14 protein-coding genes are annotated in these 13,114 nt (G+C 58.0%); 9 read left to right on the top strand and 5 right to left on the bottom strand.

What is annotated here, in order from left to right:
• Positions 1-10 precede the first annotated feature (10 nt).
• From IG197_RS30115 to IG197_RS30090, 6 genes are all read left to right on the top strand, one after another.
• Entirely contained in the window at positions 11-1,408 is a 1,398-nt protein-coding gene (locus IG197_RS30115; RefSeq protein WP_192320264.1) for an APC family permease, read from the top strand.
• A 58-nt stretch (positions 1,409-1,466) separates the two neighbouring features.
• Positions 1,467-2,165, top strand: coding sequence for a hypothetical protein (locus IG197_RS30110; RefSeq protein ID WP_192320262.1), 699 nt, complete (start codon positions 1,467-1,469; stop codon positions 2,163-2,165).
• 7 nt (positions 2,166-2,172) lie between these two features.
• The gene (locus IG197_RS30105) at positions 2,173-2,436 is read left to right on the top strand and encodes a hypothetical protein (protein WP_067967972.1); all 264 of its coding nucleotides are present in this window, start codon (positions 2,173-2,175) and stop codon (positions 2,434-2,436) included.
• A gap of 624 nt (positions 2,437-3,060) precedes the next feature.
• Positions 3,061-3,363 (top strand): DNA cytosine methyltransferase, encoded by a 303-nt coding sequence (locus IG197_RS36935; protein WP_192320260.1) that lies wholly within the window; start codon positions 3,061-3,063, stop codon positions 3,361-3,363.
• Positions 3,351-3,425, top strand: a complete 75-nt coding sequence (locus IG197_RS36930; protein WP_371746588.1) for a DNA cytosine methyltransferase — start codon at positions 3,351-3,353, stop codon at positions 3,423-3,425. Before IG197_RS36935 ends, IG197_RS36930 begins: the two co-directional genes overlap by 13 nt.
• Before the next feature lie 970 nt (positions 3,426-4,395).
• Entirely contained in the window at positions 4,396-5,049 is a 654-nt protein-coding gene (locus IG197_RS30090) for a class I SAM-dependent methyltransferase (RefSeq protein ID WP_192320258.1), read from the top strand.
• 96 nt (positions 5,050-5,145) lie between these two features.
• On the opposite strand, the gene IG197_RS30085 is transcribed toward IG197_RS30090, so the two are convergent.
• Positions 5,146-6,525, bottom strand: coding sequence for a class I SAM-dependent methyltransferase (locus IG197_RS30085; protein WP_192320256.1), 1,380 nt, complete (start codon positions 6,523-6,525; stop codon positions 5,146-5,148).
• A gap of 49 nt (positions 6,526-6,574) precedes the next feature.
• Positions 6,575-7,528 carry a class I SAM-dependent methyltransferase gene (locus IG197_RS30080; RefSeq protein WP_192320254.1) on the bottom strand — a complete coding sequence of 318 codons (954 nt, stop codon included), beginning with the start codon at positions 7,526-7,528 and terminating at the stop codon, positions 6,575-6,577.
• A 184-nt stretch (positions 7,529-7,712) separates the two neighbouring features.
• Between IG197_RS30080 and IG197_RS30075 the strand changes: the two genes are divergently transcribed.
• Positions 7,713-8,708 carry a glycosyltransferase gene (locus IG197_RS30075; protein WP_192320252.1) on the top strand — a complete coding sequence of 332 codons (996 nt, stop codon included), beginning with the start codon at positions 7,713-7,715 and terminating at the stop codon, positions 8,706-8,708.
• Positions 8,709-8,879: 171 nt separating this feature from the next.
• Here the strand turns inward: IG197_RS30075 and IG197_RS30070 are convergent, their stop codons facing one another.
• Both IG197_RS30070 and hppD read right to left on the bottom strand, forming a co-directional pair.
• Positions 8,880-9,317 (bottom strand): hypothetical protein, encoded by a 438-nt coding sequence (locus tag IG197_RS30070; protein WP_192320251.1) that lies wholly within the window; start codon positions 9,315-9,317, stop codon positions 8,880-8,882.
• Between the two features lie 157 nt (positions 9,318-9,474).
• Entirely contained in the window at positions 9,475-10,584 is a 1,110-nt protein-coding gene (gene hppD / locus IG197_RS30065; RefSeq protein ID WP_067967978.1) for a 4-hydroxyphenylpyruvate dioxygenase, read from the bottom strand.
• 124 nt (positions 10,585-10,708) lie between these two features.
• Between hppD and IG197_RS30060 the strand changes: the two genes are divergently transcribed.
• Entirely contained in the window at positions 10,709-11,176 is a 468-nt protein-coding gene (locus IG197_RS30060) for an Lrp/AsnC family transcriptional regulator (protein ID WP_192320249.1), read from the top strand.
• 51 nt (positions 11,177-11,227) lie between these two features.
• Here the strand turns inward: IG197_RS30060 and IG197_RS30055 are convergent, their stop codons facing one another.
• Positions 11,228-11,674: a MarR family winged helix-turn-helix transcriptional regulator gene (locus IG197_RS30055; RefSeq protein WP_192320247.1), complete on the bottom strand. Its 447-nt coding sequence runs from the start codon at positions 11,672-11,674 to the stop codon at positions 11,228-11,230.
• Positions 11,675-11,757: 83 nt separating this feature from the next.
• Between IG197_RS30055 and hmgA the strand changes: the two genes are divergently transcribed.
• Positions 11,758-13,107 carry a homogentisate 1,2-dioxygenase gene (gene hmgA / locus IG197_RS30050; protein WP_192320245.1) on the top strand — a complete coding sequence of 450 codons (1,350 nt, stop codon included), beginning with the start codon at positions 11,758-11,760 and terminating at the stop codon, positions 13,105-13,107.
• Positions 13,108-13,114: the final 7 nt, after the last annotated feature.

Raw genomic sequence — 13,114 nt, 5'->3', positions numbered from 1 at the left:
GGGGACGACGATGGCAAATGTGACTTCAACCGCAGCCGAGCCCGAACGGCTCCAGCTGCTGCGCGTGCTCGGCCCCGCCCATATCTGGGCGCTGGGCGTCGGCATCGTTCTCGTCGGCGAATATATGGGCTGGAACTTCTCGGTCGGCAAAGGTGGCATGATCGCCGGCCTGATCGCCTGCTGGGTGGCCGGCCTGCTCTATACCTGCGTCGCCATGATCGACTCCGAGGTGACCTCGACGGTCGCCGCGGCCGGCGGCCAGTACGCGCAGGCCAAGCATATCGTCGGCCCGCTGATGGCCTTCAATGTAGGCCTGTTCCTGGTCATGGCCTACACCATGCTGGAAGCGGCCAACGCGATCACTGTCGGCTTCCTGCTCGACACGGTGGCCGGCATGCAGGGGCATAGTGGCCTCAACCAGCAACCCTTCATCATCCTCGCTATCATGTTTCTGGCATGGCTCAACTATCGCGGCGTGCTGGCGACGTTGACCTTCAACCTGATCATCACGGCGATTGCCTTCCTTGCGATCATCACGCTGTTCATCTCGGTACAGTTCGGCGCCTCCAGTGTGCCGCTCGACTTCTCGGCCGTGACCTCCGATCCGCTGCCTTACGGTTGGGTCGGCATCATCGCGTCACTGCATTTCGGCCTCTGGTACTACCTCGGCATAGAAGGCACCTGCCAGGCCGCAGAGGAAGTGCGCTCGCCGGCGCGGTCGCTGCCTTACGGCACCATGGCCGGCATCATGACGCTGCTGATCGCCGCGACCATGACCTGGTATGTCTGCTCGGGCCTCATTCCGTGGGAATATCTCGGACAGGCCGGCACGCCGTTGTTCGATGCAGCGCGCGTCACCGGCAGCACTACACTGATGATCCTGCTGTTTGTCGGCACCACCTTTGCAACGCTTGCATCGGCAAACGGCTGCATCAACGATGCCTCGCGCGCCTGGTTCTCGATGGGCCGCGACCGCTACCTGCCGAGCTGGTTCGGTGCCGTGCACCCAGTCTACCGCACGCCTTACCGTTCCATCGTCTTCCTTGTTCCGATCGCGTTGATCTTCGCGCTCGGCGCACCGCTCGACCAGGTCGTGACCTTCTCGATCCTGTCGGGCCTGCTCGGCTACACCTTCATGACCTTCAACATGGTGATGTTCCGCAACAAGTGGCCGCTCGACACGATCAAGCGCGGTTATGTCCATCCGTTCCACCCGCTGCCGACCATCGTGCTCTTGATCCTGTGCTCGACGGCCTACTTCGCGGTGTTCCTCGGCTATGGCACGCAGCTCAGCGCGATGATGTGTTTCTACATCGTGGCGTCGCTCTGGTTCCATTTTCGGCGCTACCAGTTCGTGCGCCGCGGCGACCAGTTCACCATGCCCTGGCCGAAGCCGCAGGGTTACTGACCAGGCATGGCGGCGCGGATCTCCGCGCCGCCATCTTCCAAAAAACAAGGCGTTGCCGATGCTCACCACGCTTGCCTTCTCTGCCTTCGTCGCAGTTTCCTGCGGCTGGATCGGCACGCGCGCGGTCCGTGAGCATCGCGGCGCCCTCGCCGAACGCAGGAGGCTGCTCGATGACGCGGCCAGGCTGCTCCAGAATTCGAAGGTTACCTTCGGCCACGACCAGTTCCCGGTCCTGGTCGGCGAGACCAGAGATGGCCGCCGGGCCAAGATCGAACTCATTGCCGACACGATGGTCACGCGGCGACTGCCGCAGCTGTGGCTCAGGGTGACGCTCAGCGAAAGCGGGGAGCGCAACAGGCCGACAATCGGCGCGCTCGCCCGGCCGACAGGCGCGGAATACTACTCTCTGGTCCATGACATGCCGGAATGGCTATCACCGGCGCAGACTGACGCCTCGCTGCTGATGCGCGGCGATGGTCGTGCAACGGCATGGCAGGTGGAGCGCGTCTCGGCGCTGTTCCGCAGCCTGTTTGCCGACCCGAAGGTCAAGGAAGCCGTCATCACGCCGCGTGGCACCCGTATCATCCGCCAGGCCGCGCAGGGCGAGCCTGGTGCGCACAAGGTGCTGAGGCAGGTGCGTTTTCCGCTGACGGCGATTCCCGCTGACTTGGTGGCACTGGCCATTGACGAAGCTGAAACGCTGAGCGCCTTGCTGGTCGAAGACGACATCGTCGCTCCCGTCTATCAAGCGGCTTGAGGGTTCCATGACAAAAACGATCAATCCTTATGTCGTTCTGGCCTTGGCTGTCGTGCTGCCCGGTGCCGGCCACGTCGCGGTACGCGACGCGACGCGCGGGCTCGCCTTCGCCTTTTTTGTCGTTTTGTTTTCCGTGCTGTCCTACGTCACTACGACGCCGGAAACATCGTTCCTTGGCCGCCATGCCGGCGGCCTGTTCGTCTGGGCGCTGTCGATACCGGATGCCTATCGACGGGCGCGGATACGCTGGTTCATGGCTCCGAAGGTCTGACTTTCAGCTTGCCAAGGTTGGAGTCGAGCGTTCGAATTGCTTAACCCGCTCCAAATGTCCCACGAAAAAGGCCGCGGTTCACTGCGGCCTTCGTCGTTTCTGGGGGCAGCTTGGCCCCAATTGAGAATATCGAGGTCCGAGTTACCGGCGGGTTACAAGATTTAGATCGGACCCGCGTGTAAATCGGGCTTTTATTGCGGCAAGCTCGATGCCGTCCTCCGTGAGGTATTCCAAGAGCTACTTTCAGACCAAGCGTTCAAGTCGCCAACATCGGTGACGACGGCTGCCCGTTGACCCCTGGGCACTGCCGTATCGCACGTAGAGCAGCGAAACCTATCGTTGTCAGTTCTTGATTCCTCATCGTTGGGACCTAGCGACTCTTCGCATTGAAGGGGGAATAGTATGCGTAGTGCCGAGATGTTCAGTGGTTGTGGGGGGGGGGGGCTTGGGCCTCGCTCGGGCAGGCGTTGGGCATCTGCTCCTTGTCGAACGCGATAAGCACTCAGTTGACAACATACGACACAACATCGACCCGTCGTATTGAGCATCTCGATCATTGGCAGGTCCATTCGGACGACGTCCGCGTAGTCGACTGTTCAAGGCTTAAGGGCAAGGCGGAGTTCGTTGCCGACGGGCCGCCAATGTCAGCCTTTCTCCATCGGCGGTTTGCATCGTGGCGACGAAGATGTCAGGGACATGTGGCCTGAAGCCTTGCGCGGTGTGCGCCAGATTGGCCCGATGGGTTTCCTTTTCGAGAATGTGCGCGGCCTACTGCGCCCCAAATTCGCCGATCACCTGGACTGGGTTAGATTGTCTCTGGCTGAACCTGATCTCGTGCAGGACGCGGGTGAGGACACGGCGGACCAACTCGATCGCCTTCGTGCGAAGGAGCCTGATGGCACGTACAGGGTATCGTGGTTAAGGTGAACGCGGCCGACTACGGTGCGCCGCAGAAGCGTCATCGCGTCTTGTTTATGGGTATCCAATAAGAGCGTCGCTTCTTCCATCGAGCCGCCGAAGCAAACTCACTCGCGCGAACGGCTCTTGTGGATCAGTTCGTGTCCGGCGACTGCTGGCGCAGGCACGGTATCCGCCGGCCGCGAGGCAAGAAATTCGACAGGGTCGTCATAGTTCGAAGTGGGGCGGAATGGCGTGCTAATAGGTTGCCTTCCATTCGCGAGGCGTCGACAAAGGCCACGACTTCGGAAAGCTTGACCAATTTCCGGGAGTTGAACGGTGTGTAGCTGGGATGTCACGGTGCTTCACAGCTTGCTGAAGCTGCTAGTAGTGAGTGCCGATAACGTCGGCGGCCTCGCGTATCGTGAGCAATCGTTCCGCCGACGCGTGATGAGGTCCGGGCATCTGAAAGTTGGTTTCCATCGGTACTGCTCCTGCCAAGGGGCGACGCGATACGATCGAGCCAAACAAATGCCGGCCCACGCGCACGCATTCGCTCCCGATTAAGAATCGAGGTCAAAGCATGACGTCAGCCGTAACGAGGAACGTTAGGGTCTTAGCGTGGTCCTAGATAACCACCCGGTGTTGTGAGCCAAGCACCTAGAGGCGACTTTGCCTCCGGTTCAGTGCGTCATTGAGATTTGCCTAGGATATCTCGAGGCAATGTCTCCCCGTGATCATCATGGACGATTTTAGGCATCAGTGGGCTTCATGCATAGCCGCAACCGTTCTTGTCTTGTGGCGGAAAGGTTTTCGGGTACGGTCGTGCGCCCGCGTGGCTGCCCCGTTGCGGAAAAGCGACGTATATGCGCAGCGTAGCGCATCGTGGAGAAGTGGGTACCTAGCAGCCCTTCCGAGAAACTCGAGCGACGCGGGTCTACCCCTCCCGTCGCATCGCCGAGTGCTGGCTGGTTCCGATTCCGTGCGTCGTCGTCCTGTATTGAATAATGGCGTGTCCCAGAATAGCTATGGGGCTGTCATGTGAATAGGTGGATCACAAAGATGAGCGAGGGACATCTGCATCGTTGGTTCTTAAACAATGGCGACAAAATGGCCCACAAATGGCTGCACTATTTCGACATTTACGAGCGCCATTTTCAGCGGTTCCGTGGTCAGAACGCAGTAGTTCTTGAAATTGGCATAGGCAGTGGTGGCTCTCTTCAAATGTGGAGAGATTATTTCGGACCTCGAACTACGATAATAGGACTGGACATTGATCCGCAGTGTAAGCAACACGAAGCCGAAGGGATCGAAATTATCATTGGCAGCCAAGCTGATACAGCAATCCTCGACGAAATTTTGATGCGCCACTCAAAGATCGATATTGCCCTAGATGATGGAAGCCACGTCATGAGCGATATGATTGCGACGTTTGAGCATCTATATCCGCGTATTGATGTAAATGGATTGTACTTGGTCGAAGATCTGCACACTTGTTACTGGGAAGAGTACGGCGGCGGCCTGCGACGGCAGGGCAGCTTCATCGAATTGATAAAAGAGCGTATAGACGACATCAACGCGATGCATGCGCGCGGGGTTATTCCGGTCAGTGAGTTCGCGCGGTCCACTGACTCCATGACTATATATGATAGTGTCGTCGTGTTTGAGAAAAGACGACAAGGCAGGCGTCAAGCAATCATGACGGGTGGATTTTAGGCCGTAGCTAAGCGAGTCCAAGCCTTATCAATATGTGCGCCGTCGACCTTGGGTTTAGGCGGTAAGCCGCAACTCCCGGCAGCCGCAGCGAAGGGCTCAGAGCATCTGGAATTCAGCGCCAAGGTCGTCGCGCAATGCTGTCACAGCCTGTTGCAAGTCTTCCGGTACAGGCGGTTGAAGAGTGTGCTGGAAATCGACGAAACTGGCTAACAGTGCGAGAGAACGAAGGTTGTTCCCCAAGTACTTTAGCGCGAGCGCTTCGTGGTAAACAGCCCGCCAGATTAAGTCTGCCTCCACGACTGCGGTCGCCGGTGACAGTTCTATCTTCTTGCGACACAGGCGAAACGCCGAACGAAAGAAGCTTGCGGCGCCAACGTAGTCGCCAGTATGAATCAACAGCAACATTCCTCGATAGTATGTAGAGGCGGCGATGCAGAGCGGCCAGCGAGTGGCAAAGTCATCTAGCGTCGCTATGTCGCCTAGGGAGGGGTCCGCAACCGCCAAAATGGGTGCAAACGCTCTTTCAGCGAGCGCGTAGTCTCCGGAATCCATGGCGCTCCGGAAAAGACGATAGCGTAGCCCAATTTCGAGCGAAGAACCGGGGCGCGCTTTTCCGAGAGCTTCCTGTAAATACCGGTGGACAAGCATTGCGAGATGGTCGGCCGAACGCCTTTGAAATTTCAGCGGCGACCTTGACGCATACATCAACATGCTTGGTGCGCTTGTATCTACCTGGACGTGGTGCAACCCAGCCTTTTTTAGGGCCTCCATCAGCGCTTCGGCGCTAAAGATAATGGTGTGCGCGCCAGGCGAGAGCAGAGCCAGCAGGGAACTGGGATTCGTTCGGCTGTTGATGCGGTCTGCATCTGGAGTCGTCAGGATTAGGACACCGTCTTCAGTGAGATAGGACTTGAGGATGGTAATGAATTCATGTGGGTCGTGTACATGCTCGACAACTTCTGAGCAGTGCACAATATCAAAAAGTTGTTCCTGGTTGAGATTCGGAGTTGCAAAATCATTGATGATATCGAGGCCTAATTGTTCTCGGCCTTGTTCTCCATAGCGCGACGGTTCGAAGCCTTTTACTTGCCAATCCAGCATGCTTCGAACAGAGTCTAGACCAAATCCAAAGCCGCATCCGATATCCAAAAGTCTGCCTGGGCGGCCGTCGTCAGGTATGACTTTCAAGATATTTTTGGAAATGAGGTCAATCGCAGCGTTGAACTCAACATAGTCGCGGATACTGAGTTCAGCAGATGTATGCTGAGTGTAATCGATATTGGGGTAGGGGTGATAAACTAGAGATCTGCAGGCATCGCAGCGATAAAGATAAAGCGTCGAATTTGCGTCAAATGTCGGCTGCGTATTCTTTGCCGTGAGCACGCATGACTTATTGTTGGAGCTTCCGCATACCGGGCATAAAAATGAAGATTGCCGGCTTTGGTCATCGCAAAAATCGACAATGTTGGTACTCAAAATTCAGTCCCTCGCGAAACAATGTAGTTGAGCCAGGCCGGCAAGTCGCTCAATCCTGCTTATGAGATGGATAGGCTTTGCTTTGACTCAGTGATTCATCCCGTTGAAGTGGCCACGTGACCGTTCCGTGCGGCAAATCAAACGTCTTTCGAGCTAATATCCATGACGATGCCATTCCGTTGTGGAGAGGGAACTCGAGCATTGGGCCAACCCTCTTTGATGGGTGAATGAACATCCTGACCGGATCGGCCATCCCCACCTCGATTACCTCGAAGCCCATCGCCGGCGAGAAGAGCACCTTCAGACCTTCACTGGACATCCGCCAGAAGTCGTTGGGCGTCTCGTGGATCGGGAACGAGTGCGGTACCGCGTGTAACGTCAGCCCACCGAGTTTGAGCACCTTGTTGATTTGTACCGCGAGCAGCCAGGGACAGGCCAAGTGTTCGATTACCGCCTCTGAGAAGACGCCATCAATGGTTCCGGGAGCAATCGAGTCACTCAGAAAATGAGCGTCCTCAACGATATCAACACCGGGAGCCTCGTGAATGTCCAAACCGATGAAATTGCATTCTGGCTCAAATTTACCTGCGTTCAAAATTGACGATGGACCTACGACCCGAGCACCGATTTCGAGTACCGTGCCGCCAATCCTCTTCATTTCTGATGCGAACGCGTCGATTGGGTACTCACCATCTGCATAATATGCGTTGATTGGATGCTCTGGACCCAGCTCAGTAACGTCGAACTCTACGGTGCCGTCGATAGTCTCGACTTCGAGTGTTACCGGTCGAAACGGGCTGCAGGGGAGATAAACGGCGAATCCACAGAGGGTAGAGACAAGCGTGGGGAAAAACGGCTGCAAATCCGGTCGATCGAAGAGTGCGTTCGTTGTAGCGCGATATGCCCCGCTTCTAATATGGATCGCAGTGGGGGCCCGGCCATAAGCGTGGGCCCAGCCTTTAACAAAGACACCATGCGCATCGCACCAAAGTGCATCAACCATATGGACCGCCTGCGTGGCAGGGGTCGAGCTGAGAGCGTTCATCAACCACCCACAAGATCGCTATTAATACGAATGCTCGCATGTGGCCGAATGCAGTACCAGTTGTCGAGGCCGTGTACGCAGTTTTGCAGTGCTTGATAGTCGTCTGCCGCCATTATAAAGAATTGCCGGTCAAGGGGGGCTCATGCCAGTCATTACAGTTGCGGCGGTAATCCCACTATTCAACGGTGCGGCATTCATCCGTGAAGCACTGGAAAGCGTTTTCGCTCAGTCTGAGCCGCCAGACGAGATCATTGTCGTGGATGACGGCTCCACAGACAATGGTGCCGCTGTCGTTGAGGAACTAGCCAAAACTCGTCCAGTGGTCCTGCTGCGCAAAGCAAATGGAGGGCAATCGTCCGCTCGTAACCTTGCAATTCAGAACTGCCAGAGCAGCCATATCGCACTTCTGGACCAGGACGATGCGTGGTATCCTGAGCACCTTGCTATCCTCAAGCGGCCGTTTGAGAGGGCATCCCCTGCGGATCGGCTCGCGCTGGTGTATGGGAATCTTGACCACGTCGATGTGACTGGGCAAATGGTTGCCCACAGTTGCCTGGATATCTTTTCAACCAAACATCCCAGAACGACACTGGAACAGTGCATTGGGCAGGACATGTTTATCCTACCCGGCGCTTCACTTATCGATCGAAAGGTTATCCTTGAAGCGGGCCGTTTTGACGAGCAATTGTCGGGATATGAGGACGACGACCTCTTTCTTAGGATTTTCCGTGGAGGCTACCGAAGCACTTACATTGATCAACCAGTGACAAGGTGGCGTATTCACGGCTCCTCTACGTCGTACAGCATGAAAATGGCCGTCTCTCGAATGATTTATTATCGCAAGCTAAAAGGGATGTTTCCGAACGAACCTCGCCTGCATACGCACTGGCTCAGGGATCATATTGCGCCTAGATTCTTCCGCTCAACAATACAAGACTTCATTGGCGGCTCCCGCCTAGAGGATGTGCCGCGCATGGAGCGCACTTGGGCTGACATCCAAGAGATCGCATCGGAGCTTCCTCGTCGCCCTCGAAAGCGAATTCGCCGAGTTGCTCCAATCATCAACCTGACTTATCGTGGACGCTTCACAAATATCGCCCGGCTCTTGCTGAGATATGCAGCATCCCATCGCAAGTGAGGTAGGTATGACCTTTTCCTCCGGTTACCGCGCGGTTAGGCTTTATGCAATTCGCTGCGGTTTTTCACAGTTCGCCGCAGTTCACTAGTCTGCTGATTGAAGTCTTTGTTGCCGTCCGGACTGCATTCTTTCGCGTATTTGCACGCACCAGGACAGACTCTCGCGAATTGCTTAGACGGTGAAATTTCTTGCTCGCCAACCTGCAATCGCCACGCCGGCCAAGGCGTCGAGATTGTCGGCGTTGGGGCAGAAATCCCGATAGGATGCCTCGAAATCTCTGGTTTCCAGCCGGTCGCTGCAGACGCGTCGTGCCGGGCACATCATGCAGGTCCGGCGCATGTCGCGGTTCCATTCCGGGTAGCGGTTCTCGAAAGTCTCTGCGTCGATGCCCTTGGACTTGATGGCCTCGGGCAGCAGGATCTTTGAGGCGAAGGCAAGACGCATGGCCTGCCTGAAGTCCGACCGCGATAGCCCGCACTCTGCCAGCATGCGTTCGCCGTCATTGCCGAGTTGGCTGATCTCCCACACCGCGGCACGCCGCTGGCGCCAGTCCTTAAAGCGGAGCACGACTGATCGCCAGAGCTCGTACGACTGCGGTATCGTATTCATTGCTGCTATCTCCCACATTCACGAGACGCCCTCCCTTTGCAACTGTTGCAGGCGGGGCGGCAGCGTTCCTTGCGCTGGATCAAGCTGGCGGCAAAAAAAGAAGGCGGGTTGCCCTGCGTGCAACCCGCCCCAACAGAGGCTTGTTTGAATCTGCCGGTCAGGCGGCAGATTGGGAGATCACGCCGCGGCGAATCTGGTCTTCCTCGATGGATTCGAACAGTGCGCGGAAGTTGCCTTCGCCGAAGCCCTCGTCGCCCTTGCGCTGGATGAACTCGAAGAAGATCGGCCCGATCACGGTCTTCGAGAAGATCTGCAGCAGAATCTTGGTCATGCCGCCGTCGACCACGCCTTCGCCGTCGATCAGGATGCCGTGCTTCTTCATCTTGTCGAGCGGCTCGTCATGGCCATGCACGCGGTTGCGCGACATCTCGTAATAGGTGTCGGGCGGGCCGGGCATGAATTTCAGGCCCTTGTCGGCGATCCGGTCGGTGGCGGCATAGATGTCGTCAGTGCCGACCGCGATGTGCTGGATGCCTTCGCCCTTGTACTTCCTCAGATATTCCTCGATCTGGCTGGTGTCGTCTTTCGACTCGTTCAGCGGAATGCGGATCTTGCCGCAGGGCGAGGTGATGGCACGGCTGACGAGACCGGTGATGCGGCCGTCGATGTTGAAGAAATGGATCTGCTTGAAGCCGAACAGCTCGCGGTAGAAGTCCCACCACTTGTCCATGTTGCCGCGATAGACATTGTGGGTCAGGTGGTCGAGGAAATAGAAACCGACGCCCGCAGGCTTCGGATCGGCTTCGCCGAGCCAGTCGAATTCAGCTTCATAGGCCGAGCCCTTGGTGCCGTATTTGTCGACGAAATAGAGCAGCGAGCCGCCGATGCCGACGATGGCCGGCACGTCGAGCGCCTTGTCCGTGCCGGTGTAGGGGGTAGCGCCCTTCGACACCGCGTGGTCGAAGGCGTGCTTGGCATCGACCACGCGCCAAGCCATCGAGGCAGCGCAGGGGCCGTGCTCATCGACGAAGCGCATGGCGTGGCTGCCAGGCTCGGCGTTGATGATGTAGTTGATGTCGCCCTGGCGCCAGACGGTGATCTTCTTCGTCTTGTGGCGAGCCACAGGCTGGTAGCCCATGCGGGCGAAAAGCTCTTCCAGCTTCTCGGGTTCGGGATGGGCGAATTCGACGAATTCGAAGCCGTCGGTGCCGGCCGGGTTGTCGTCGCTGATCCTGGCCGGGGGCGCATCGTGCGGGAACGGACCCATAGAAATTCCTCCTCAAAACTCGGTAGTGCATATTGTGCCCTCGATTCCATGCAATGTGCTTGCATTCTGGCCTCCTATGGGTCGATCTATGCGCGGAACGTGCATGGATGTGGAGGTGTATGCAATGAATGACGTGCTTGACCAATTCGACCTCAAGATCCTGCGCGCGCTGCAGCTCGACGGGCGGCTGACCAACAACGAACTGTCGGAGAAGATCGCGTTGTCAGCTTCGCAGTGCTCGCGTCGGCGTGCCCGGCTGGAGGCGGAAGGCTTCATCCGCGGCTATCAGGCCATGCTCGACCGCGAGCGACTGGGGCTCGATCTGCTGGTGGTGATCTCGGTGACGCTTGCCACCCACAACCGCGACAACGCCCAGCGTTTCGCCCGCCTGGTCAACGACCTGCCAGAGGTGCTCGAGGCCTATTCGCTGACCGGCGAGATGGACTACCACATCAAGGTCGTGGTGCGGGGATTGTCGGACCTGTCGCGCTTCGTCAACGAGGTTCTGTTGCCACATGATTCCGTACAGCATGTGAAGACAGCGATCGTGCTGAACACGCTGAAGCAGTTCGGGCCGCTGCCGATCGGGTAGGGCGCGCAAAGCGCGACGCGGACGCCCTCCCGCCCCCTTGTGGGGAGCGGACTAACGCCGCTTGGCCAACAGCGCCCGCTCGACATCGGCCAGTCCTGCTTCGACGCGCTCGATGGCACCCGTGCCGAGCGCCTTTTCAAGGGTAGCCTGATAGGTGTGGGCGAGGTCAGCGATTTCGCGATAGGCTTTCTGGCCGGCTGCTGTCAGTTCCAGATGTTCGACCCGCCGGTCGGTCTCGTTCTCCCGGCGCTTCAGCCAGCGGCGCTCCTCGAGTGCGGCGACGGCGCGGCTGACCTTGGTCTTGTGCATGTTGGAATGCGTGCCGATCTCGGTCGCGGTCATGCTGCCGACGCTGCCCAAGGCGGCGAGCGCTCGCCATTCGGGCCGCGTCATCTGGAAACGCTGCTTGTATTCCCTGGAAAAGCTCAGGCTGATCAGCTCCGCCGCCCGGTTCAGCCGATAGGGCAAAAAGCTCTCCAGATCGAATGCGTCCGGCATCTCAATCCTTTGATAGTTACAAAATCGACGGTTACACTTGCAACCATATCGACGTTCTCACGTCCGCCAGGGAGGTGCAAGACATGCTGGACAAGGCCACCAAACAAGCGTCACTCGCGACTGCCACCGGCTATATGCCGGGCTTTGGCAATGATTTCGAGACCGAGGCATTGCCGGGCGCGCTGCCGCAAGGCCAGAACAGTCCGCAGAAGTGCAATTATGGCCTCTATGCTGAGCAGCTGTCGGGTTCGCCTTTCACCGCCCCGCGTGGCACCAACGAGCGTTCCTGGCTTTACCGCATCCGACCGAGCGTTCGGCACACCAAGCGCTTTTCCAATGCCAGCTATCCGCACTGGAAGACTGCACCTTGCCTCGACGACCATTCCTTGCCGCTCGGCCAGCTGCGCTGGAACCCATTGCCGGAGCCGAAGGACAAGCTGAACTTCATCGAAGGCATCCGCACCATGACGACGGCGGGTGATGCGATGACCCAGGTCGGCATGGCGGCGCATGCCTACATCTTCAACGGCGACATGGTCGACGACTACTTCTTCAACGCCGATGGTGAGCTGATGATCGTGCCGCAGGTGGGCACCATCCGCGTCTTTACCGAAATGGGCGTCATCGACGTCGAGCCGTCGGAGATCTGCCTCGTGCCGCGCGGCATGATGTTCAAGGTTTCGCGCCTCGGCGATGCCGCTTTCCACCGCGGCTATGTCTGCGAAAACTATGGCGCCAAGTTCACACTGCCGGATCGCGGCCCGATCGGCGCCAACTGCCTTGCCAACCCGCGCGATTTCAAGACGCCCGTCGCCGCCTATGAGGACAAGGAAACGCCCTGCCGCGTGCACGTCAAATGGTGCGGCAAGTTCTATATCACCGAGATCGGCCACTCGCCGCTCGACGTCGTCGCCTGGCACGGCAACTATGCGCCGTTCAAATACGACCTCAGGACATTCTCGCCTGTCGGCGCGATCCTGTTCGACCATCCGGACCCGTCAATCTTTACAGTGCTGACGGCGCCGACCGAAGAAGCAGGGACCGCCAATGTCGACTTCGTCATCTTCCCGCCGCGCTGGCTGGTGGCCGAGCACAGCTTCCGGCCGCCCTGGTATCACCGCAACATCATGAGCGAGTTCATGGGCCTCATTCATGGCCAGTACGACGCCAAGGAGGAGGGCTTCGTGCCCGGCGGCATGAGCCTGCACAACATGATGCTGCCGCATGGGCCTGATGCGATGGGTTTCGAGAAGGCGTCCAACGGCGAGCTCAAGCCGGTCAAGCTCGACCACACCATGGCCTTCATGTTCGAGACGCGTTTCCCCCAGCAGCTGACCAAGTTCGCCGCCGAACTGGAGACGCTGCAGGACAATTACATCGACTGCTGGGACGATCTCGAGCGCAAGTTCGACGGCACGCCCGGTATCAAGTGAAGCATCA

Origin of the sequence: Aminobacter sp. SR38, assembly GCF_014843375.1 — a bacterium.
Lineage (GTDB): Bacteria > Pseudomonadota > Alphaproteobacteria > Rhizobiales > Rhizobiaceae > Aminobacter > Aminobacter ciceronei.
The sequence above is the reverse complement of the archived record's forward strand: the minus strand, read 5'-3'. Positions and strand labels throughout refer to the sequence as shown.

Excerpts from the sequence above, each read along its gene's own strand:
- hppD (WP_067967978.1), bottom strand. The coding sequence starts at position 10,584 with ATGGGTCCGTTCCCGCACGATGCGCCCCCGGCCAGGATCAGCGACGAC.
- IG197_RS30110 (WP_192320262.1), top strand. The coding sequence starts at position 1,467 with ATGCTCACCACGCTTGCCTTCTCTGCCTTCGTCGCAGTTTCCTGCGGC.
- IG197_RS30080 (WP_192320254.1), bottom strand. The coding sequence starts at position 7,528 with ATGGTTGATGCACTTTGGTGCGATGCGCATGGTGTCTTTGTTAAAGGC.
- IG197_RS30055 (WP_192320247.1), bottom strand. The coding sequence starts at position 11,674 with ATGCCGGACGCATTCGATCTGGAGAGCTTTTTGCCCTATCGGCTGAAC.
- IG197_RS30075 (WP_192320252.1), top strand. The coding sequence starts at position 7,713 with ATGCCAGTCATTACAGTTGCGGCGGTAATCCCACTATTCAACGGTGCG.
- IG197_RS30090 (WP_192320258.1), top strand. The coding sequence starts at position 4,396 with ATGAGCGAGGGACATCTGCATCGTTGGTTCTTAAACAATGGCGACAAA.
- IG197_RS30060 (WP_192320249.1), top strand. The coding sequence starts at position 10,709 with ATGAATGACGTGCTTGACCAATTCGACCTCAAGATCCTGCGCGCGCTG.
- IG197_RS30105 (WP_067967972.1), top strand. The coding sequence starts at position 2,173 with ATGACAAAAACGATCAATCCTTATGTCGTTCTGGCCTTGGCTGTCGTG.
- IG197_RS30070 (WP_192320251.1), bottom strand. The coding sequence starts at position 9,317 with ATGAATACGATACCGCAGTCGTACGAGCTCTGGCGATCAGTCGTGCTC.
- IG197_RS30115 (WP_192320264.1), top strand. The coding sequence starts at position 11 with ATGGCAAATGTGACTTCAACCGCAGCCGAGCCCGAACGGCTCCAGCTG.
- hmgA (WP_192320245.1), top strand. The coding sequence starts at position 11,758 with ATGCTGGACAAGGCCACCAAACAAGCGTCACTCGCGACTGCCACCGGC.